Here is a 21,963-nt window from a genome sequence, read left to right as displayed (position 1 = left end):
TGGACTGCTATATCTCCCTTACCACCGGTAACAGGGCCGTTAGGCGGCCCAGCTGCGCGCAGCAGGTTACGCCGTTGCGCCAGCCACGGATCGCAAACGCCGATCCGGTGTACCGCACACCCGCAGGGAGCATGCATGGACAACATCGTCGTCGCCGACAAGCAAACCGCAGTCGCCACCCAGAGCGCCTTCGGCAATATCACGCTCAACAGCCCAGGTGTCGTACAGATGCCGGTGGCCCCCGACCAGGTGGCAACCGTCACCCGGCGCGGTCAAGACCTCATCGTCACGCTGAAGTCGGGCGAAAAGGTCACCGTCGGTAATTTCTTTGCCGTCGACCAGGCAGGCGTGGGCAGTGACATGGTTTTCGTCGGCGAAGACGGCACCTTGTGGCATGCCAACTACGATGCGGCAGCCTTCACTGGCTTCACCTTCGAAGAAGTCGCCTCACTCGATGAACTGGTCGCCGGCATCGGCGTCGCTGGCAGCGCCACCCCGACCTGGGCGATAGCCGGGCTCAGCCTGCTCGGCGTTGGTGGTGCGGCCGCCGCTGCCGACAACGGTGGCGGCGGTGGCAGCAGCGGCGGCTCCGAACCCGGCGAAAGCACACCGCCTACAACGCCCACCGACCTGCTGTTGTCACCGGACGGTCTGCGCCTGAGCGGGCGCGGCGAAGTGGGTTCCACAGTGAACATACGTGATGCCGCAGGCAACGTGATAGCAACAGGCACTGTCGGTACCGACGGCACCTTCGACATTCCGTTGAGCACGCCACAGGCCAACGGGCAGAATCTTGAAGTGACCCTCACCGATGCTGCTGGCAATACTTCGCAAGCCGGTGTGATAACCGCGCCAGACACTACCGCACCGGCAACGCCGAGCGAGCTGGCGATCGACGAACAAGGCAACACCCTCACCGGCCGCGCCGAACCTGGCGCCACCGTGCAAGTGCTAGGCGCCGACGGCACCGTGCTGGGTACCGCCGTAGCAGGGGCAGACGGCTTGTTCAGCGTCACCCTGCAGACACCGCAAACCGATGGCCAGGCGCTGCAGGTCACGGCCCAGGACGCGACGGGGAATACTTCGACGCCAGCCAGCATCAATGCTCCGGATGATGGAACCGTCACCCCGCCCGACACCACGGCGCCCGATGCGCCGACCGCGCTTGCGGTCAGCGCCGATGGCAGATCACTGACCGGCCGCGCCGAACCGGGCAGCACCGTGCGCATTATCGCGGCCGATGGCACTACCGTACTGGGTACCGCCGTCGTCGGTTCGACGGGTGAGTTCAGCGTTACGCTCGACCCACCCCAGATCGCGGGTGAGCAGCTGCAAGTCACCGCGACCGATGCCGCAGGCAATACCTCTGCGCCCGGCAGCGTCGCTGCGCCGGATATCGATGTTGGCGGTGGTGATGTCACCCCACCCGCCCCCGCCAGCAACCTGGTCATCAGCGCCGACGGGCGCACCGTTTCCGGCCGTGGCGAAGCGGGTGCAACGGTCAACGTGCTGAACGATCAGGCGCAAGTCGTCGGTACCGGCACTGTGCAGCCGGATGGCAGCTTCACCCTGCAACTGAACGCTGCAGTAATCGATGGCTCGTCACTGCAGGTGACCCTGACCGATGCCGCGGGCAATGTGTCCACCCCAAGTCCGCTGGACTCCCCGGACCTGGTCGCCCCTGGGCAACCGACCGGGCTTACCCTGAGCGAGGGCATCACGCTAACCGGCAGTGCCGAGCCGGGCACTCGGGTAGAGGTACGTGACGACAATGGCACCCTGATCGGCAGCGGCATCGTCGGGCAGGACGGCAACTTCAGCCTCACCCTCGACCCGGTGCAGGCCAATGGCGAAGCGCTGGCGATCCAGGTTGTCGATGCCGCCGGCAACAGCTCTGCCTCTCTTGAATTCAGCGCACCTGACTTCACCCCACCCGGCGCGGTCAGTGATGTCGTAGTCGGCGCGGGCGGCTTAGTGCTCAGTGGCCGTGGCGAAGCCGGTGCTACCGTCGAAGTGCGCGATGCCAACGGCACGCTGATCGGCAGCGGCGTGGTCACCGCCAACGGCACCTTCCTGATCGGCCTCAACCCAGCCGCGCAACCTGGCGCGCAACTGGACCTGATGCAGACCGACCCTAGCGGCAACGCCTCTGCATCGCTGCAGTTTGAAGTACCGCTGAACCCGGCTCCAGACACCCCGAGCGACCTGGTCATCGCTGCCGACGGCACCAGTATCACTGGCAGCGCGCCTGTTGGCAGCCGTGTCGAAGTGCGTGACGCCAACGGTACCTTGATCGGTACCGTGGTAGCCGGCCAGGACGGCACCTTCAACATCCCGCTCGCCCCGCCCCAGGCCAATGGCGAGCTGCTCGACGTGGTGGCGATTGACGGCAGCGGCGCGTCGTCACTGCCCGCGCAAGTCAGCGCACCGGATATCACCGCACCCACGGCCCCGGCCGACCTCACGGTGAGTGCCGATGGCAGCATGGTCAGCGGGCGTGCCGAACCGGGCAGCACCGTGCGCGTATTCGCCGCCGACGGCACCACACTGCTAGGCAGTGGCTTGGTTGGAGCCAACGGCGCCTTCAGCATCAATATCGCGCCCGCTCAGGTCGATGGCGAACAACTGCAAGTCACCGCCACTGATACCGCCGGCAATGCTTCCACGGCCGGCAACGTCACCGCGCCGGATATCGATGGCGGCGACACCACGCCACCCGATGCCCCGACAGACCTGGTAATCGGCCTGGCCGGCCAGCAAATCAGCGGCCGTGGCGAAACGGGAACCACCGTGCAAGTACGCGATGCCGACGGCAATCTGCTGGTCAGCGGCTCGGTCGGCCAAGACGGAACGTTCGAGCTCACCCTCAACCCTGCGGTCAATGATGGCAGCACCCTGCAAGTAGTGCTTACCGACGCGGCCGGCAACGTGTCGCAGCCAGGCTCGGTGATCTCGACCGACCTGCAGCCCCCTGCCCAACCGACCGACCTGGCCCTGGCCGACGGCGTCACCCTGAGTGGGAACGGCGAGCCCGGTGCCACGGTTCAAGTGCGCGATGCCAACGGCGCTGTGATTGGCAGCGGCATTGTCGGGCAGGACGGCAGCTTCAGCCTGACCCTCGATCCGCTGCAGGCCAATGGCGAAACCCTGGCGATCCAGGTCATCGATACCGCAGGCAACAGCTCCGCCCCTCTCGAATTCGACGCGCCCGATATCACCCCACCAGACGCTGTCAGTGATGTCGTAATCGGTGCAGGCGGCTCGGCGCTCAGCGGCCGCGGCGAAGCCGGTGCCACCGTCGAAGTACGCGATGTCAACGGCACGCTGATCGGCAGCGGCGTGGTCACCGCCAACGGCACCTTCCTGATCGGCCTCAACCCGGCCGCGCAACCTGGCGCTCAACTGGACCTGCTGCAGACCGACCCTAGCGGCAACGCCTCTGTATCGCTGCAATTCGAAGTACCGTTGACCCCAGCGCCCGACTCTCCGAGCGATCTGGTCATCGCTGCCGACGGCACCAGCATCGCTGGCAGTGCCCCTGTCGGCAGCCGTGTCGAAGTGCACGACGCCAACGGCATGCTCGTCGGCAGTGTGGTGGTCGGTGCCGAAGGCACCTTCACCCTTGTGCTCAACCCCGCGCAAGCCAATGGCGAACTGCTCGATGTGGTGGCAATTGACGGCAACGGTGCATCGTCATTGCCCGCGCAAGTCAGCGCACCGGATATCACCGCACCCACGGCCCCGGCCGACCTCACGGTCAGCGCCGATGGCAGCGTGGTCAGCGGGCGTGCCGAGCCGGGCAGCACCGTGCGCGTACTCGCCGCCGACGGCACAACACTGCTGGGCAGTGGCTTGGTTGGAGCCAGCGGCGCCTTCAGCATCAATATCGCGCCCGCTCAAGTCGATGGCGAACAACTGCAAGTCACTGCCACCGATACCGCCGGCAATGCCTCCATAGCCGGCAACGTCACCGCGCCGGACATCGATGGTGGCGGCGACACCACACCGCCTGCCCCGGCCAGCGATCTGATCATCAGCGCCGACGGCCGCACCGTTTCGGGCAGAGGCGAAGCTGGCGCAACCGTCAACGTGTTGAACGATCAGGCGCAAGTCGTCGGTACCGGCACTGTGCAGCCGGATGGCAGCTTCACCCTGCAACTGAACGCTGCAGTAATCGATGGCTCGTCACTGCAGGTGACCCTGACCGATGCCGCGGGCAATGTGTCCACCCCAAGTCCGCTGGACTCCCCGGACCTGGTCGCCCCTGGGCAACCGACCGGGCTTAGCCTGACCGATGGCCTAACCCTGGCCGGTAACGGCGAGCCTGGCGCCCGCGTGGAGGTGCGCGACGCCGACGGCACCCTGATTGGCAGCGGCATCGTCGGGCAGGACGGCAGCTTCAGCCTCACCCTCGATCCGGCGCAGGCCAATGGCGAAGCGCTGGCGATCCAGGTCATCGATGCCGTCGGCAACAGCTCTGCACCACTGAACTTTGACGCCCCGGACATCACCGCCCCAGGCGTCATCGCCAACGTTGTGGTGGGGGCTGGCGGCCTGGTGATTTCCGGCCGGGGTGAAGCAGGCGCCACGGTTGAAGTACGCGATACCAACGGCACCGTCATCGGCACCGGCACGGTGGCCGCCAACGGTACCTTCCTGGTTGACCTGGATGAGTCGGTCAATCCCGGCGACTCCATCGTGCTGGTACAGACCGATGCTGCGGGCAACCCCTCGGTCGGCCTCAACATCATCGTGCCGCAAACACCCGTGCCGGAAAGCCCTGCCGGGCTGGTGGTGGCTGCCGACGGCTCATCCGTCAGCGGTACCGCCCCAGTGGACAGCTTGGTCGAGGTGCGCGATGCCAACGGTACGCTGTTGGGCAGTGTGCAGGTCGGCAACGATGGCACCTTCAGCATCGGCCTTACCCCACCTCAGGCCAACGGCGAACTGCTCGACGTGCTGGCCATCGACGCCGAAGGCAACAGCTCGTTGCCGACTCAAGTCGGCGCTCCGGATATCACGCCACCGAACGAGGCCACCGACCTGGTGCTGAGTGCCGACGGCGTGACCCTAACCGGCCGCGGCGAGCCCGGCACCAGCGTGCAGGTCAGCAACGCCCAAGGCACCGTGCTGGGCACTGCGGTCGTTGGGCAGAATGGCGTATTAACCGTTACGCTGACCCCGGCCCAGACCGATGGCCAGGAAATCGACGTGGTGCTGCGTGACACCGCTGGCAACAGCTCCACTGCCACCCTCACCGCGCCCGACCTGGATGGCCCGCTGCAACCGTCCGGGTTGGCCATCGACAGCGCTGGCCTCCATCTGACCGGCAGCGGCCAGTCCGGCTCGACAGTCACCGTGCGCGCCGCCGACGGCAGCGTGCTGGGCACCACGACGGTCAGCGCCGACGGCCGCTTCGACGTCACCCTCAACCAACCGCAGCGCAATGGCGAAAGCCTGACCGTCGAGGCCACCGACAGCCTCGGCAACAGCGCTGGCCCCGTCGACTTCACCGCCCCCGACAGCACACCGCCTCAGGTGGTCGGCGCGCTCACCATTGATGCCACGGGCACCACCGTCACCGGAACCGGCGAGGTGGGCGCCACCGTCACCGTGCGCGGCCCCGATGGCAGCCTACTGGGCACCGCTGTGGTAGCCGGTAACGGCAGTTTCGAGGTCACCCTGAGCCCTGCGCAGACCAATGGCCAGGCATTGACCGTGGAGCAACGCGACCCCACCGGCAACGTGTCGGCAGCAGTCGACCTGCCAGCGCCGGACAGCCAGGCACCCGGCACACCAGGCGGCTTGGCCCTGTCCGCCGATGGCACGGTGGTGTCCGGAACCGGTGAACCGGGCGCACAAGTACGCGTCACCGGCACTGCGGGCGCAGTCCTCGGGACAGCCGTGGTACAAGCCGATGGCAGCTTCAGCGTCACCCTCGATCCACCGCAGCTCAACGGCCAGACGCTATCGGTCACCCAGGCCGATGCCACTGGCAATACCTCCGGGGCCGGCACCGTCACCGCTAATGACCTCGAAGCACCCGCACCTGCTCAGGGCTTGGGCCTGAGCGCGGACGGCAGCACCCTCAGCGGCCAGGGCGAACCCGGCGCCACCGTCGAAGTACGGGATGCAAACGGGCAACTGCTGGGTGATGCCGTGGTGCAAGGCGACGGCTCCTTCAGCGTGACCCTGAGCCCCACGCAGACCAACGGCGAGGTAGTGTCGGTGGTGCTGATCGACGGCGCCGGTCATGCCTCAGCCTCGACCCCATACACCGCCGGCGACAGCACCGGCCCCGCCACGCCGACTGGCCTGCTGGTGAGTGCCGATGGCACCACGCTGCAAGGCAGCGGCGAAGTCGGCTCGACCGTTGAAGTGCGCAACGCCAACGGCGACTTGCTGGGCACGGTCGTGGTCCCGGTGGGCGGCGTCTTCAGTGTGCCGCTGGTACCTGCGCAACTGGACGGCCAGGTGCTCGCCATCACCCTGACCGACGCCGCTGGCAATCCATCGACCGCTGGCCAAGCGACGGCACCGGACCTCACGCCACCGGCATTGCCCACCGACCTGGCCGTCAGCGCCGATGGCAGCGCGGTCACTGGCAACGCACCGGGGGCAAGCTCGGTGACGGTGACCACGCCGGACGGCACGCTGATCAGCGTGCCAGTGAACGGCGACGGAACGTTCAGCGTACCGTTGGCACCTGCGCTGACCAATGGCGAAACCGTAACCGTGGTGGTCGCGGATGACGCTGGCAACTCCACCGCAGCGTCAACCGCCACCGCGCCTGACTCCACTCCACCCGCGCCCGCGGCCGACCTCACGGTCAGCCCAGATGGCGGCACTATCGCTGGCACCGCCGAACCTGGCACCACGGTCATCATTCGTGATGGCACAACCGAGTTGGGTACCGGCACGGCAGGCCCGGACGGCACCTTCGTGATCGACATCGCTCCGCCTCTGGGCAATGGCGATACCGCTCAAGTGGTGGTGCGCGACGGCGGCGGTAACGAGACGTCAGTCAGCGTGTCCGGCCCGGATGGCACTGAAGTGGCCACGCCGACCGCCCTGACGATCAGCGCCGACGGCTTCCTGCTGACCGGGGAAGGCACGATAGGCTCGCTGATCACCGTCACTTCCGCCGGTGCCACGCTGGGCACCGCTACAGTCGGCAGCGACGGCATTTTCCGGGTGTTCTTCAGCACTGCCCAGCTCAATGCCCAAACGCTGCAAGTCAGCGCCCGTCTTTCGGTGGGCGGCAAGCCGTCGATCCCGGCCACGGTGGTGGCAGAAGACACCACCGCACCCGACGCCCCCAACCAGCTCGCCATCGACCGCAGCGGCAGCACCCTCACTGGCCGCGGTGAAGTCGGTGCCACCGTGCGCGTAGTGGATGCCCAAGGCACCGAGTTGGGTACCGCGGCCGTGGGCAGCAATGGGCTGTTCAGCGTCAGCCTGGTCCCGCCGCAAGCCAACGGCCAGAACCTGACCATCACCCAGGTTGACGCCGCCGGCAACACCTCGCTCGCTGCGACCCAGCAGGCATTCGACCTGCAAGCGCCAGGCGCAGCCACCGGCCTGAGCCTGAACAGCGCGGCCACCGTGGTCAGCGGCCAGGGCGAAGCTGGCGCGAACGTGACCGTGCGCGATGCAGCGGGCACGATCCTGGCTACAGGCACAGTCAACCAGAATGGCCAATTCCAGATCACCTTGCCCACTGCGCAGACCACCGGTAGTCCGCTGCAGGTCACCCTCAGCGACGCCGCTGGCAATGTGTCCGGCCCAGCCAGCCTGGCCACGCCAGACCGCACGCCACCGGCAGCGGTCGGCAACGCGGTGCTCAGCGCCGATGGCAAGCAGCTGTCTGGCAGCGGCGAAGTGGGTGCCACCGTGCAGGTGCGCAACGCCGCCGGTACCGTCGTAGGCACCGCCACCGTTGGTGCCGATGGTCGCTTCAGCGTGACCTTCGATACTCCGCAGGCGACCGGCCAGGCCATCGGCGTAACCCAGCTGGATGCAGCGGGCAATACTTCGCCTGCCGTCACCCTGCCCACCCCTGACCTGAGCGCTCCGGCCGCCCTGACCAACGTAGTGCTCAACAACAACGGGCTGACCCTTACCGGCCTCGGCGAGGCCGGCGCCAGCGTGACCGTGCGCGGCCCCGATGGCACCATCATCGGCACTGGCCAGGTGGCCGCCAACGGCAGCTTCACCCTGACCCTCACCAGCGCGCAGCTCAACGCCCAGCAGCTGAGCGTGACCCAGACCGACGCGGGCAACAACACGTCGGCCGCCGTTGCCGTCACGGCACCCGACCTCACGCCGCCAGCAGCACCGACCGCATTGGCACTGGCCGGTAGCGGCCTGCAACTGAGCGGCAGTGCCGAAGCCGGCAGCACGGTCACCGTGCGCGATGCTGCGGGCAATGTGCTGGGCAGCGCTGTGGCCAGCGGCAATGGCACTTTCCAGGTCACCCTCAACAGTGCGCAGACCAACGGCCAGGCGTTGCAGGTGACCGCTACCGATGCGGCCGGCAATGTGTCGGCGGTCGCACCGTACACCGCCGCCGATACCACGCCGCCCGCGGCAGTCGCCAACCTGGCGGTCGCCGCCGATGGCTCTACCTTGACCGGTACGGGTGAAGCGGGTGCCACGGTCACGGTACGCGCCCCGGGCGGCGCTTCACTCGGCACTGCCCTAGTTGGCGCCGACGGCAACTTCACGGTCACCCTCAGCCCTGCGGCCGTGGTCGGTGAGAGCCTCAGCGTGACCCAGGCCGATGCCGCGCAGAACGTTTCGCCAGCACAGAACGTGACCGCGCCGGGCAACCTGGCCCCCGATGCGCCGGACAACCTGCTGCTGTCGGCCGATGGCCTGGTGGTCACCGGCACCGCCGCGCCGGGCAGCACCGTGAACGTCTACGGCCCCAACGGTGCGCTGCTGGGCACCGCGCCGGTCGGCAACGACGGCAACTTCACCGTCAACCTCGGCAGCGCCCAGGCCAACGGTGAAGTGCTGCATGTCAGCGCCGTGGCCACCGATGGCACGGCCTCGCTGCCGGCCACCTTGCAGGCGCCGGACACCACCGCGCCACAACCGCTCACCAACCTGGTGCTGAGCAACGATGGCCTGACCCTGACTGGCCGTGGCGAGCCGGGTGCCACCGTGACCGTGATCGGTCAAGGCGGTGCCGAGCTGGGCACAGGCGTGGTGGATGCCAACGGCAACTTCAACATTGGCCTGGCCAGCGCGCAGATCAACGGCGAACAACTGAGTGCACTCCAGACCGACGTGGCAGGCAACGAATCCAATAGTGTCAGCCTGACGGCACCCGACCGCGTGGCCCCTGATGCTGCAAGCAACCTCGCCTTCGCCAGCGGCGGCAGCCTGCTCAACGGCACCGGCGAAGCCGGCAGCAACGTCAAGGTACTGGCCGCCAACGGTTCCGTACTGGGCACAGCGGTAGTGATGGGCGATGGCAGCTTCCAGGTCAGTCTCAATCCACCGCAGGCCAATGGCCAACAGGTGCAGGTGGTGCTGACCGATGCCGCCGGCAACCAGTCGAACCCCAGCACCATCACCGCGCCGGACACTACCGCCCCCGCGCTGCTCACCGAGCTGTCGATCTCCAGCGACGGCGTGACCGTCACCGGTCGTGGTGAAGCGGGCGCCACCGTGACCGTTCGCAATGCCGCTGGCGACGATATCGGCACCGCCCTGGTGGATGCCAGCGGCAACTTCACCGTCACCCTCAACCCCGCACTGGGCAACGCCGAGCTGCTCAGCCTGACCCAGGCCGACGTGGCAGGCAACGTGTCGGCGGCTGCCACCTTGCAAACGCCTGACTTCACACCACCTGCCATCCTTACCGATGTGCTTATCAACACCGACGGCAGCGCGATCACCGGCCGCGGAGAAGTGGGCGCGACAGTCACGGTGAGCAACGTCAACGGCGATGTGCTCGGCACCACTCAGGTGCTCGCCGACGGCAGCTTCCGCGTCGAGCTGTCACCCGCGCAAATCAACCAGCAAGTGCTCTCGGTACAGCAGGCCGACCCGCCTGGCAACATCAGTGCGCCAGTCACGGTCAATGCACCGGACCTGACCCCGCCTGCGGCGGCCGCCGAGCTGCATCTCGATGCTGCCGGCACCCAGCTCACTGGCACGGGCGAAGCCGGCACCACCGTGCGCGTGTTCGTCGGCGCCGTGGAGGTTGGCACCGCCACAGTCGCCGCCAACGGCACCTTCGTGGTCGACCTGCTGTCGCCGCAACTCAATGGCCAGGTGCTGCAGGTGAGCCTGGTCGATGGCAGCGGCAACGTCTCGCCGATCAGTAACCTGACGGCCATCGACATCACGCCGCCCGTCAGCGTGACTGCGACGCTCAACGGCAGCGGCACACAGTTGACCGGTAGCGGTGAAGCCGGCGCACGCATCACCGTGGTGAACGACCGTGGCGACTTGGTCGGCCAAGGGGTGATCGATGCCGATGGCACGTTTGTGCTCAACCTCACCACCGCGCAGATCAATGGCCAGGTCCTGACCGTCATCGCCCAGGATGCCACTGGCAACCCATCGGCTCCGTTGCAGATCGCCGCACCGGACCTGGTGCCGCCCTCCCAGCCCATCGACCTCAGCCTGAACGCAGGCGGTACGCTGCTGAGCGGTAAAGGTGAGGCCGGTAGCACCATCACCGTACGAGGCCCGGACAACGTGGTGGTCGGCACCGTGGTGGTGCCCGTGGGCGGGGAATTCACCGTCAGCCTCACGCCGGCCCAGAACAATGGCCAACTGCTGACGGCAGTCGCTACTGACGCGGCAGGCAATGCGTCGCTGCCCGCAACCTACCAAGGGCTAGACACCGCGGCGCCGGACCTGGTCACCAACCTCAACATCAACACTGCCTACAACGTGTTGAGCGGGCGCGGCGAAGCCGGCGCGACCGTGACCGTCAGTTTCAACGGCAGCGTGATCGGCACCGGCACCGTGGCCGCCAATGGCACCTTCCAAGTCAACCTCAGCCCAACCCCTGGCTCGGCCGCGACACTGGCCATTACCCAGACCGACCTTGCCAGCAACACCTCGGCGGCGGCGACCTACCTGACACCGCTGATACCGACCCCAGAGCCACCTACCAGTGCAGTACTGGCCGCTGACGGCCTGACCCTGACCGGGACGGCCGCCACCGGTGCGTCGATTCGTGTGTACGACGCCGCTGGCAACCAGATCGGCAGCGGCTCGGCCAACCTCAACGGCGACTTCAGCCTGACCCTGAACAGCCCTCAGCTCAATGGCCAGACCCTCTCGGTAACCACTTCGACCCTGCTTGGCGGCGAATCGCTGCCACTGATCGTGCAGGCCACCGACATCACTCCACCGGCCAACCCGATCGTCACCGCGCTGTCGGCCAACGGCCTGGTCCTTACCGGTACCGGTGAAGCCGGTGCCACGGTCACCGTACGCGACGCCAGCGGCAATGTGCTGGGCACGGCGCTGGTCAATGGCGGTGGGGTATTCAGCGTCAACCTGGCCAGTGCGCAACTCAATGGCCAGGTGCTGGGCGTGACCCAGGTCGATGTCGCGCAAAACCCTTCGGGCAGCACCAGCTACACGGCGCCGGACGTGCAGGCCCCCAACGCGCCGACCGACCTGTTGCTGAATGCCGGTGGCACTGTGCTGACCGGTAACGGTGAGGCCGGCGCGACGGTCACCGTCACTGGCCCAAGCGGCGTGGTGGGTACCGCTGTGGTACAAGCCAACGGCACCTTCAGTGTCACCCTGACCACCGCGCAGAACGACGGCCAACTGCTCGTCGTGCGCCAGACCGACGCTGGTCTCAACCAGTCCGGCAGCGCCAGCATCACTGCGCCGGACACCACGCCACCCGCGGCACCGGTGGCGGCGATCAATACCAACGGCACCTCGATCAGCGGCTCTGGCCAGATCGGCAGCACCGTCACCGTGCGCAACAGCGCCGGCACCGTCCTCGGTACCGCCACGGTCGGCAGCAACGGCCTGTTCGTGGTCAGCCTGGCCGCCGCGCAAGTCGACAACCAGGCGCTGACCGTCACCCTCACCGATGCTGCTGGCAATACCTCGACCGGCACCGCCCTGACCGCGCCGGACATCACCCCACCTGCGGCTGCCAGTAACCTGGTGATCAGCGCCGACGGCAGCACCCTGACCGGCAGCGGTGAGGCCGGTGCCACCGTCACCGTGCGCAGTTCCGGCGGCCTGGTGCAAACCGCCACGGTACAACCTAACGGCACCTTCAGCGTGACCCTGAGCCCCGCCCAGGACAATGGCCAGACGCTGACCGTGACCCTCACCGACCCACGCAACAATGTCTCTGGCAACGCCAACATCACCGCCCCGGACGTCGATGCCAACGCCCCGGTGGTTGCCAGCGACAACCTGGTCACCGCCACCGTCAACCTGGCGCCGGTGACCGCTACAACAACCTACACCGACAACTTCACCACCCTGCTGTCGGGCTTCAGCAAGACCTACACCTGGACAGTCGCTGCCGGCACCACGGTCGACCCAACCCTGACCCTCACCACCAACAGCGTCCTGGCGCTGCTCAACAACGCCACCTTCACCCTGCAGGTCAAAGACGCCAGCGGCGCCTGGGTCACCATTGCCAACGGCAACACCCAAGGCCTGCTCGACCTGATCGTGCTGCCGATCGGGCTGCAGGTCGACATGGGCACGCTGCAAGCAGGCGACTACCGGTTGACCGTCGCCAGCGGCGGCATCGGCCTGGTCACGCAAGTCACCACCACCCTGGACATCGAGGCCACCAGCCTCACCCAGTTCACCGGCATCGGCACCGCGACCACTGGCAACGTCATCACCGACCCAGGCACCGACGGCAGCGTCGACGCCCTCGGCCCGGACAGCGGCGCCGTGTTGCAGGTACTCAAGAACGGCAGCTACGTTGCCGCTGGCGCCTCGACCACGGTGCAAGGCCTGTACGGCACCCTGGTGATCAGCGCCAACGGCAGCTACACCTACACACCCAACGGCAGCCCATCCAGCGTCGGCAAGGTAGACGTGTTCAGCTACCAGCTGGTGCATGGCAACGGCCTGACCGATGCGGCCAACCTGTACGTGCGCATCGACAGCCCGCAAGCCACGGAGATCTGGAGCGACAGCAACCTCAGCGCGCCGGCCACTGTGGTCGATGCGGTCAACGACATCGACAGCAGCAACATCAGCCTGGCCAACCGCGTCGACACCAGCAGTGCCACCCTGGGTTCGCTGACCCTGCCGCTGATCGGCTCACGCCAGGCGACCTACACCACCACGGTCGGTGCCGACACCACGGCCAACCTGCAAGTGGTGGTCAACTCCACCAACCTGCTGGGCCTGCTCAACGGCACCACCATCGAGCTGCTCAAGCTCAATACCACGACCGGCCAGTACGTGCTGGTGCAGTCGGTACCCGGCGGCTCGCTGATCAGCCTGCTCGGTGGCGGTGCCGCGTACACCTTCCAGAACCAGGGCGTGGGCACCTACCACATCCGCGTCACGGCAGGCGGCATCGGCCTGGCCAGCTCGATCACCACCAGCCTCAACACCACCACCACGCACCTCAATGACTTCGTCTTCAGCAGCTACACCCCGGTGACCGGCAACCTGTTGACCGACACCTCCGGCGGCACTGCCGACAACCTGGGCTCGGCACTGACCGTGCTGAGCATCCTTGTGGCGGGCAACACCTACGCCATTCCCGGCTACAACGGGCTGAGCGTGGCCGGCACCTACGGCTCACTGCTGGTGCATGCGGACGGCAGCTACACCTACACCCTCAACAGCGGGCTGAGCTCTGCGGTGATCGGCCAGCACGACACCTTCACCTACCAACTGACCCACCCCAACGGCACCACCGATACCGCCACACTGACTGTCAACCTGGACAACGCCGCCGGCCTGTTCAGCACCACCTCGCTGCTGGCTGACAGTGGTGACGAGGGTGTTGCCACGCTCGCGGCAGCGTCCAGCGAGGTGCTCGCCGGCACCGACGGCAATGACCATCTCGATGGCAGCCAGGGCGGTCACATCACGCTGGAAGGCGGTGCGGGTGACGACACCCTGGTAGTGGTCGACCAGAACTTCGCCAGCGTCGATGGCGGCAGCGGCACCGACACCCTGCTGTGGGGTGGCGGCGATGCCAGCATCGACCTCGGCAACCTGGTCGGGCGTGTCCACGACATCGAGATCATCGACCTCAACGACACCAGCGCCGTAGCGCTGACTCTCAACCTCGCCGACGTGGTGGCCATCACCGAAACCAGCAACAACACCCTGTTGATCAAGGGTGATGAACAGGATTCGGTGCACATGACCGACACCTGGAGCCTGACCGGCAACCAGACCGCCGACGGCATCGACTATAACCAATACACGGCCCAGGAGGATCCGAGCCACCACCTGTGGGTACAAAACGGCATCCATGTCGTCTGAGGCCGCAGTAACCCGCCGGGCGCCATGCCCGGCGGCAAGGACGATCAGCAGTAAGGGAACTCTGTGAAGCCAAGCAGTCCGCTGTCACCGCTGTTACTGGGCGCCTTCGGGCTCCTGGCGTTGAACCTCCACCCGGTTGCACACGCAGCCGACGACATAGACCCCACCCTGCGCAGTATCGGGCCGTCACTGTTACGTGACGCGCCCGACGCCATCCCCGCCCGCCCGCCGTCCGGACAGGCCGCTAGCCATGGCGACCGCTTGGGGCTGAGCGAAGCGGTGCTGGCAGCAGCGCAGTGGCACCCGAGCATCGCCGAAGCCATCGGCAACCTGTACAAGCAAGGCGAAGGCATCAACGTCGCCCGCGCCGGTTACTACCCGCAGATTTCCGGCGGCATCCGCACTGGCTACGACACCGGCTACGGCGGCGACCGCAGCAGCCAGGCCGTGAACCTGTCGTTGAAACAAATGCTCTACGACTTCGGCAAGGTCGACAGCGCCGTGGATGCGGCCCATGCTGCGGCCGCCCGGGCCCAGGCCAACATCCTGCTGGTGGTCGACGACCTGGCCCGCGACACCGCCTATGCCTGGATCGAAACCCGCCGCTATGAACAACTCATGGTCATTGCTCGCGAGCAGATTCGCGGCGTCGGCGACATCGCCGGCTTGGCTCGCCAGCGCAGCGACATGGGCGCCAGCACCCGCTCCGACCTGGTACAGGCCGAGTCCCGTGTGGAGGGCGCGCGCGCAACGCTTGAGGAATACCAGGCGCAATACCAACGCTGGCGCTCGACCCTCGCCGCGTTGCTGGGTCGCGTATCGCCCCCGGCCCTGGCCGAAGAATCGCCACCGGAACTCGACCAGTCCTGCAAGCGCCCGGCCAACGGCGACGACCGCCTGCCCGCCGTGCTCATGGCCCTGGCGCTGCGCGCGCAGTCCAAAGCCGAGCTTGCGCAGGCCAAGGCAGAGGCCTACCCGACGCTGTCGCTGCAGCCGCAGGTCAATCATTACCTGGACGACGACTACAACCGCGACAACAACCGCATCGACCGCACCCAGGCCGGCATCTACCTCAACGTCGAAGTGCCCATCTACCAGGGCGGCGCCATCAGCGCCCGCAGCCGCGCCGCCGGGCACGCCCTGACCGCCGCCGATTCGGCCGAAGACGCCGCCCGCCTGCAGGCACGCCGCGGGCTGGCTGAAGCCATGGCGCAGACCTCGGGGTTGGGCCGCCGGCTGAGCTCGCTGGAAGCGCGCCAGGCCAGCATCCAGGAAGCCCGCGTACTTTACGGCCGGCAATACCTGGACCTGGGCACGCGCCCCCTGCTCGACCTGCTCAACGCCGAGCAGGAAATCTACCAGTCGCGCTTCGAACTCGCCGGCACGCGTGCCGACCTGCTGCGCCTGGATGTCGACTGCCTGTACAACACCGGCGCCCTGCGCATGGCCTTTGGCCTTGAAGGGCGCAACCTGCAAGGGGTGGAGATCGAGCCATGAACGATACCGTCAACCTGAGCCAAACCAGTCAACAGCCCCCCGAGCAAGCCGTGGTCCATCGCCCCGACCTCGGTCCCTGGCTAGAGGTGATGCTGCAGGTCGCCCACCACTATCGCCTGGATGTCTCGCCCCAGCGCATTCGCCTGGCGGCCGTGGAAGACGCCCGCCCGCTGGACGAAATCCTTCGCCACATGGCGCGCCAGGCAGGTTTGGCGCTGCGTTTCGTGCGCTTCGACGCCAAGGCCTTGAAGCAATGGCGTACGCCACTGGTGCTTGAGCTCGACGATGGCCAGCTGGCTGTGGTCGAAGCGGTGACCGAGGATAACGAGCTGGCCGTGGTATTCGCCGGAGACCAGAGCCTGACTTCGCGCATGCCCCGCGAAGCCCTGGAAGGACGCATCAACCGCGTGGCGCTGATGCGTCCGGCGCGGCCGTTGCGTGACGTGCGTACCGACGACTACACCGCACCTTACGACCGCCACTGGTTCGCTCGCATCGTGCTGCGCGACCTGCGCCCCTACGGCCAGGTGATGGTCGCATCCCTGGTGGCCAACGTACTGGCGTTGGCCGGCGTGCTGTTTTCAATGCAGGTGTATGACCGGGTGATCCCCGCCGAATCCTTGCCGACCTTGTACGTGCTGTTTGGCGGCGTGGTGCTGGCGCTGGTATTCGATTTCAGCATGCGCCTGCTGCGCCTGAAGGTCACCGACCTGCTCGGCAAGCGCGCTGACCTGCGCGTGTCGGACCTGGTCTACGGCCATGCCCTGCGGCTGCGTAATTCGGCGCGGCCAAAATCCACCGGCTCGTTCATTTCGCAATTGCGCGAGCTGGAGTCGATCCGCGACCTGATCACCTCCAGCACCGCCACCGCGCTGGCCGACCTGCCATTCTTCCTGCTGTTCCTTTTCGTGTTCTGGCTGATCGGCGGCGTGCTGGTGTTCATCCCGCTGGTGGCGCTGTTGGCCATGGTCATCCCCGGCCTGCTGGCACAACGTCGCCTGGCGCGCCTGGCCAACGCCTCAATGCGCGAATCCTCGCTGCGCAACGCCATGCTGGTTGAAAGCATCCAAGGCCTGGACGAAATCAAGGCATTGCAGGCCGAGGCACGTTTCGAGCGCCAGTGGAACCAGTACAACGCCGCCTGCGCGCACACCAACTTGCACCTGCGCACCTTGACCAACGGCCTGGTGACCTGGACCCAGAACGTGCAAGGCGCGGTGTTTGCCGTGGTGATCGTCATCGGCGCACCGATGGTGATCGCTGGCGACCTCACCACCGGTAGCCTGGTCGCCGCGTCCATGCTGTCCTCACGGATGATGGCGCCGCTGGCCCAACTTACCCACGTGCTGACCCGCTGGCAGCAGGCCAAGGTCGCACTGCAAGGCTTGGACAAGCTGATGCAATCGCCGGTCGACCACCCCGAGGGCGAAGCCCGTGTGCACCTGCCGGCCATCCGCGGCGAGTACAAGCTGCGCCAGGCCAACTTCCGCTATGACCCGGAGGCGCCTCCAGTGCTGAACATTGGCCAGTTGGATATCCAGCCGGGCGAGCGCATCGCCGTTTTGGGACGCAACGGCGCCGGGAAGTCGACCCTGTTGCAAGCGCTAGGCGGCGCAATGGACCTGGTGCAAGGTGAAGTCACGCTGGATGGCATCGCCATGGCCCATCTGGACCCCGCCGACCTGCGCCGTGACGTTGGCCTGCTGCCGCAATATGCACGGCTGTTCCACGGCACCCTGCGTGAAAACCTCACCCTTGGCGCGGGCCAGGCCAGCGATCAGGAACTGGTAGCGGCGCTGGCCGCCACGGGAGCGTTGGACTTCGTGCGCCGCCTGCCCAAGGGCATGGACCATCTGATCCTCGAAGGCGGGGTAGGCCTTTCCGGTGGGCAGCGCCAGGCGCTGGTGCTGTCGCGCCTGCTAGTGCGTCAGCCGCAGGTGCTGCTGCTGGACGAGCCCACCGCCTCGCTGGACGACATGACCGAGCGCAAGCTGCTGGATAACCTCGACCGCTTCTGCCAGGGCCGCACGCTGGTGATCGCCACCCACCGTTTGAGCGTGCTGCAACGGGTCGAGCGGATCATCGTGCTCGACGGCGGGCGCATCGTCATCGACGACAAGCGCGACGCCGCGCTGGCCAAGCTGCAAGGAGCGCAGGCATGAGCAACCACGAACTCCCTGCCTCCTATCTGGATGGCCAGGACGACCAGGCTGTACTGCGCGCGGGCCGCATCATCACCGTTTGCGCGCTGATGCTCGCCGCGTTTCTCGGTTGGGCCGCCTGGTTCGAAGTGACTGAGGTATCTACCGGCACTGGCAAGGTGATCCCCAGTTCGCGCGAGCAGGTGATCCAGTCGTTCGAAGGCGGCATCGTCGCCGAGATGAACGTCGCCGAAGGCGACTTGGTCGAGCGCGGCCAGGTACTGGCCCAGCTTGACCCGACCAAGACCGCCTCCAGCGTCGGCGAGAGCGAAGCCAAGTACAGGGCAGCCAAGGCCAGCGTGGCGCGGCTGCGCGCCGAAGTCGCCGGCAAGCCGCTGGTATTCCCCGACAGCCTGCACGATTCGCCCGACCTGATCGAAGCCGAAACCGCGCTGTACCAGACACGCCGCCGTGGCCTGGAGCAGACGCTGGCCGGCATCGAGGATTCGCTGCGCCTGGTGCGCAGCGAGCTGAAAATCACCGAAAACTTGGCCAAGATGGGCGCCTCAAGCCGGGTCGAGGTCATCCGCCTTAACCGTCAGCGCTCGGAACTTGAACTCAAGGCCAACGAAGCCCGCTCCGATTACCTAGTGCGCGCGCGGGAAGAGCTGGCCAAGGCCAGTGCCGAAGCCGATAGCCTCTCAGAGGTCATCCGTGGACGCAGTGATTCGCTGACCCGCCTGACCCTGCGCTCACCAGTGCGTGGAATCGTCAAGGATATCGAGGTCAACACCCTGGGCGGCGTGGTGCAACCCGGTGGGCAGGTGATGAAGATTGTGCCGATGGATGAGCGCCTGCTGGTGGAAACGCGCATCGCCCCGCGCGATATCGCCTTTATCCACCCCGACCAAGCGGCCAAGGTGAAGATCAGCGCCTATGACTATTCGGTGTACGGCGGACTGGAAGGCAAGGTGGTGGGAATATCACCAGATACCCTGCAGGACGAGGTGAAACCTGAGATCTACTACTACCGGGTGTTCATCCGCACCGAGCAGGACAGTTTGCAGAACAAGGCTGGCAAGCACTTCGCAATCGTGCCGGGGATGGTGGCCACGGTGGATATCCGCACCGGGGAAAAGACTATTCTCGACTACCTGATCAAACCGCTGAACCGAGCCCGGGAAGCATTGCGCGAACGCTAGGTTTGCAAGCCCCCTCGAACAGTTGCCTGGCCCATCATGAGGTTGACCAGGCAACTATTTCAACAGCCAATTACCGCGTTTTCGCTTAGCTAATGTCTACGTCGAGAATAACTTTACTAGACACTTTTCCGCCATTGACGTTGTAACCTAAGCCTATCTTTCGATGATTATACTTGCGTAAAAGGTCCGCAGCAAAGTACACCTTAAGACCTTTATCGTGTTCAACCACCGAAACTTCTGGACTCAGGTACTCGCCCTCGCGCTCATCATCTGCGCTTCCAATCCACAGCTTGATGCGCTGGCCTATTGCCCAACCACTGTAGGGACAAATTTGAGCCTCCAACTTTCCACCCACCAAAGATGTATCTTTGATTTTTCGCTGATGGACATATAAAACATCAAGGGGAGGTAGGTTCGAGCTTTGATTATCAGCCATGATTATCTCTCTTCATTCGCTACATTAAGAAAATAGGCAAACTGACATCCACCTGTCAATTCGGGGCCAGTTACCTCTGTCATGGATATGATTCAGTTGATCGGGCATACACCCCCGGCTATGTTCACCGCGCAATAGATCCAGCGTCTTCCGGCATCAGTGTGGCCGACATCCGTCTTCAACCCATAATCGATCGATGCAAAACCTGTGCAGATTAGGTTAATTCGGTTCGCATAAGGCACCGGCACATCGACATAGCCTCGATTCAAATCATTTAATGTCAACAGGATAGCCGCGTCCTTTTTCACTTGTACCCTCGAGCCTTCAATAACTGCGCCGAGCCCTACAGTGGGCGTATCCGTCGGGGAAGTGGGATGGACAATGGTGGTATCTGCCGGATCGAGGGTGTAACCGACAAAATCGTAATAGTATCTAGGGTTGATAGCCAGTTCGATATTACTGACGCCTGTCAGCGGAATACGGAACACGACCGTGGTTGGCTGTGGTGCAGGGACTGGCAAGCGTCCACTCAGTGGGCCCGGCTGCATCATCCTGCGGGTAATCATATTGTTGTTGCGTTCACCGGTCTCATCATCAGCGTCTCCGGTATCGCAACGGGGGACTCGCGCGTGTGCGAGCGTGCCACCGCCAGGCAAGGAGGCACCGGAAGCTACCACAACCCTCACACGAGGTGATTCCGAAGTCTCAGTGACCGCGGGCGGGCCAGCGAGGAGTGTTCGGGTCACGGTATACCACAACTCGAAAGTGCCGACGCCCGTCACATCAATGACGGTGGCGAAAGGAACCCCGTAGTCGGTGATGTCAGCATTCTCGCCGCCCACCTGGATGTCTCTCGGGGGCATTCTGACCTCAGGGTCGGCAATCGACTGCCAGTGCAGCTGAACCCTGTCGCCAGCCTGCCAGATCACAGCATTATCAGTTGCTCCCAAATGCGGAACGGTGACCGTACCATCTTGGCCATAATCCGCAGCTCTGACAGTATTATCCGGGCCCCCGTTACATACAAATACAGGCGGACGAAGATTGCTATGTACAGGATCTCCTGGGGTCAGGTCCTCGCCGCCAGGCGTCCTAAGATCAACCTGGACAGCAATCTGAGCAGAAAGCGTGGGCACATTATTACGCCGCATCAGCCAACTGACCACGACCTCACCATTGCCTTGCGCCCTGACGGATGCCAGAGGTACATCGAACGTCCACAGTGGATCGCTGCCTTCTTGGCCTGCGACTACGGTATGGGTAAACCGCTGCGCTCCCCACTGCAGTTCAATGACGTCCCCCGCAATCGCAGGTGCCGCATTGGCGTAGCGCGGAATGTTGACCTGCACAGCCGCGTTCGCATCGGAATAGGTGACGAGACCATCGGCGGCCTCCGGTACCACCGGCGGAAGTATCACGACCATCTGCAGACCAACGTTGATCTCCACCGGCTGGGAGATAACGCTAATGTTGCCGGCTTCGTCAAAAACGCGGTACCTGACGAAGCGCGGACCATCACCTGCCGCCTCCAGTGCGCTGCGCGGGACATTGATGATCGCCCCTAGATCCACGTCGGTAACGCGCTGATCTGTGTCCACGATCCAGTTGCCCGAAGCCAGATCCGCGGGGTCGGTCCCAATCCAGATCTGCGGGTTGTCGAAGAGTGCGATACGCGCATACGCCCCGATTGCCAGTGGCAGTTGTCCATCGACCAGATCGTCCTCGGTGATCCTGACCTGCTGCTCTGGGGTAAGAGCAACGGGTGGCAACAAGATGCCGCCCGGCCGCCGGCGGTCGAATCGCACTTGAAGAGGCGCTATAGAATAAGATTCATCGAAGTTCTGACCATCAACAAGGACGTAATCCAATGTCCCGGTAACGTCCGAGCCCACAACAGGATTTAAATCATGGGGCGGGAAATCAGCAGTTTCAAAGAAGAGCGTATAGATGCGTAGCCCGATAACAATGTCCACGAGCGCGCCAATAGGCTGATTATTCCACAGAAGTTGAAGTGTCGAACCTGGCCTGAGTACTACCGCAGGGTCGGTCAGGTCAATGACAACTTCGAGCCTATTATCCAGAAGCGCAATGGGAATAAAGTTTCGCACCGTATGGCGGCCGGTCACTGTGAATGGCGGTAGCGTAAGTATGTCCATTAACTATTCCCTCAAAATGTTGTCATCCAGACGAGTGAGCACGCCAGCTTTAGCGCGGC

Annotated in this window: 6 protein-coding genes; 4 read left to right on the top strand and 2 right to left on the bottom strand. The window is 65.2% G+C overall.

Annotated features, from left to right (window positions below; all coding sequences use genetic code 11):
* Nucleotides 1-135 precede the first annotated feature (135 nt).
* The 4 genes from ACZ6YA_RS05640 to ACZ6YA_RS05625 all read left to right on the top strand — a co-directional run bounded on the left by ACZ6YA_RS05640 (nucleotide 136) and on the right by ACZ6YA_RS05625 (nucleotide 19,312).
* Nucleotides 136-14,472: a BapA/Bap/LapF family large adhesin gene (locus ACZ6YA_RS05640; RefSeq protein ID WP_465896100.1), complete on the top strand. Its 14,337-nt coding sequence runs from the start codon at nucleotides 136-138 to the stop codon at nucleotides 14,470-14,472.
* A 63-nt stretch (nucleotides 14,473-14,535) separates the two neighbouring features.
* The gene (locus tag ACZ6YA_RS05635) at nucleotides 14,536-15,969 is read left to right on the top strand and encodes a TolC family outer membrane protein (RefSeq protein ID WP_465896098.1); all 1,434 of its coding nucleotides are present in this window, start codon (nucleotides 14,536-14,538) and stop codon (nucleotides 15,967-15,969) included.
* Nucleotides 15,966-18,131: a type I secretion system permease/ATPase gene (locus tag ACZ6YA_RS05630; RefSeq protein WP_465896096.1), complete on the top strand. Its 2,166-nt coding sequence runs from the start codon at nucleotides 15,966-15,968 to the stop codon at nucleotides 18,129-18,131. The genes ACZ6YA_RS05635 and ACZ6YA_RS05630 overlap by 4 nt, the downstream gene beginning before the upstream one ends.
* Nucleotides 18,128-19,312: an HlyD family type I secretion periplasmic adaptor subunit gene (locus ACZ6YA_RS05625; protein ID WP_465896094.1), complete on the top strand. Its 1,185-nt coding sequence runs from the start codon at nucleotides 18,128-18,130 to the stop codon at nucleotides 19,310-19,312. Before ACZ6YA_RS05630 ends, ACZ6YA_RS05625 begins: the two co-directional genes overlap by 4 nt.
* Before the next feature lie 85 nt (nucleotides 19,313-19,397).
* Here the strand turns inward: ACZ6YA_RS05625 and ACZ6YA_RS05620 are convergent, their stop codons facing one another.
* Nucleotides 19,398-19,748, bottom strand: coding sequence for a hypothetical protein (locus ACZ6YA_RS05620; protein ID WP_465896092.1), 351 nt, complete (start codon nucleotides 19,746-19,748; stop codon nucleotides 19,398-19,400).
* 92 nt (nucleotides 19,749-19,840) lie between these two features.
* Complete coding sequence (locus ACZ6YA_RS05615; RefSeq protein WP_465896089.1) at nucleotides 19,841-21,904, bottom strand: hypothetical protein; 2,064 nt, start codon at nucleotides 21,902-21,904, stop codon at nucleotides 19,841-19,843.
* Between the last annotated feature and the right edge of the window lie 59 nt (nucleotides 21,905-21,963).

The sequence above is a fragment of the Pseudomonas sp. NPDC090752 genome (assembly GCF_055584805.1).
Note: the sequence above shows the minus strand (reverse complement) of the source record. Positions and strands in the feature narration are given on the sequence as shown.

Excerpts from the sequence above, each read along its gene's own strand:
- ACZ6YA_RS05625 (WP_465896094.1), top strand. The coding sequence starts at position 18,128 with ATGAGCAACCACGAACTCCCTGCCTCCTATCTGGATGGCCAGGACGAC.
- ACZ6YA_RS05630 (WP_465896096.1), top strand. The coding sequence starts at position 15,966 with ATGAACGATACCGTCAACCTGAGCCAAACCAGTCAACAGCCCCCCGAG.
- ACZ6YA_RS05620 (WP_465896092.1), bottom strand. The coding sequence starts at position 19,748 with ATGGCTGATAATCAAAGCTCGAACCTACCTCCCCTTGATGTTTTATAT.
- ACZ6YA_RS05615 (WP_465896089.1), bottom strand. The coding sequence starts at position 21,904 with ATGGACATACTTACGCTACCGCCATTCACAGTGACCGGCCGCCATACG.
- ACZ6YA_RS05640 (WP_465896100.1), top strand. The coding sequence starts at position 136 with ATGGACAACATCGTCGTCGCCGACAAGCAAACCGCAGTCGCCACCCAG.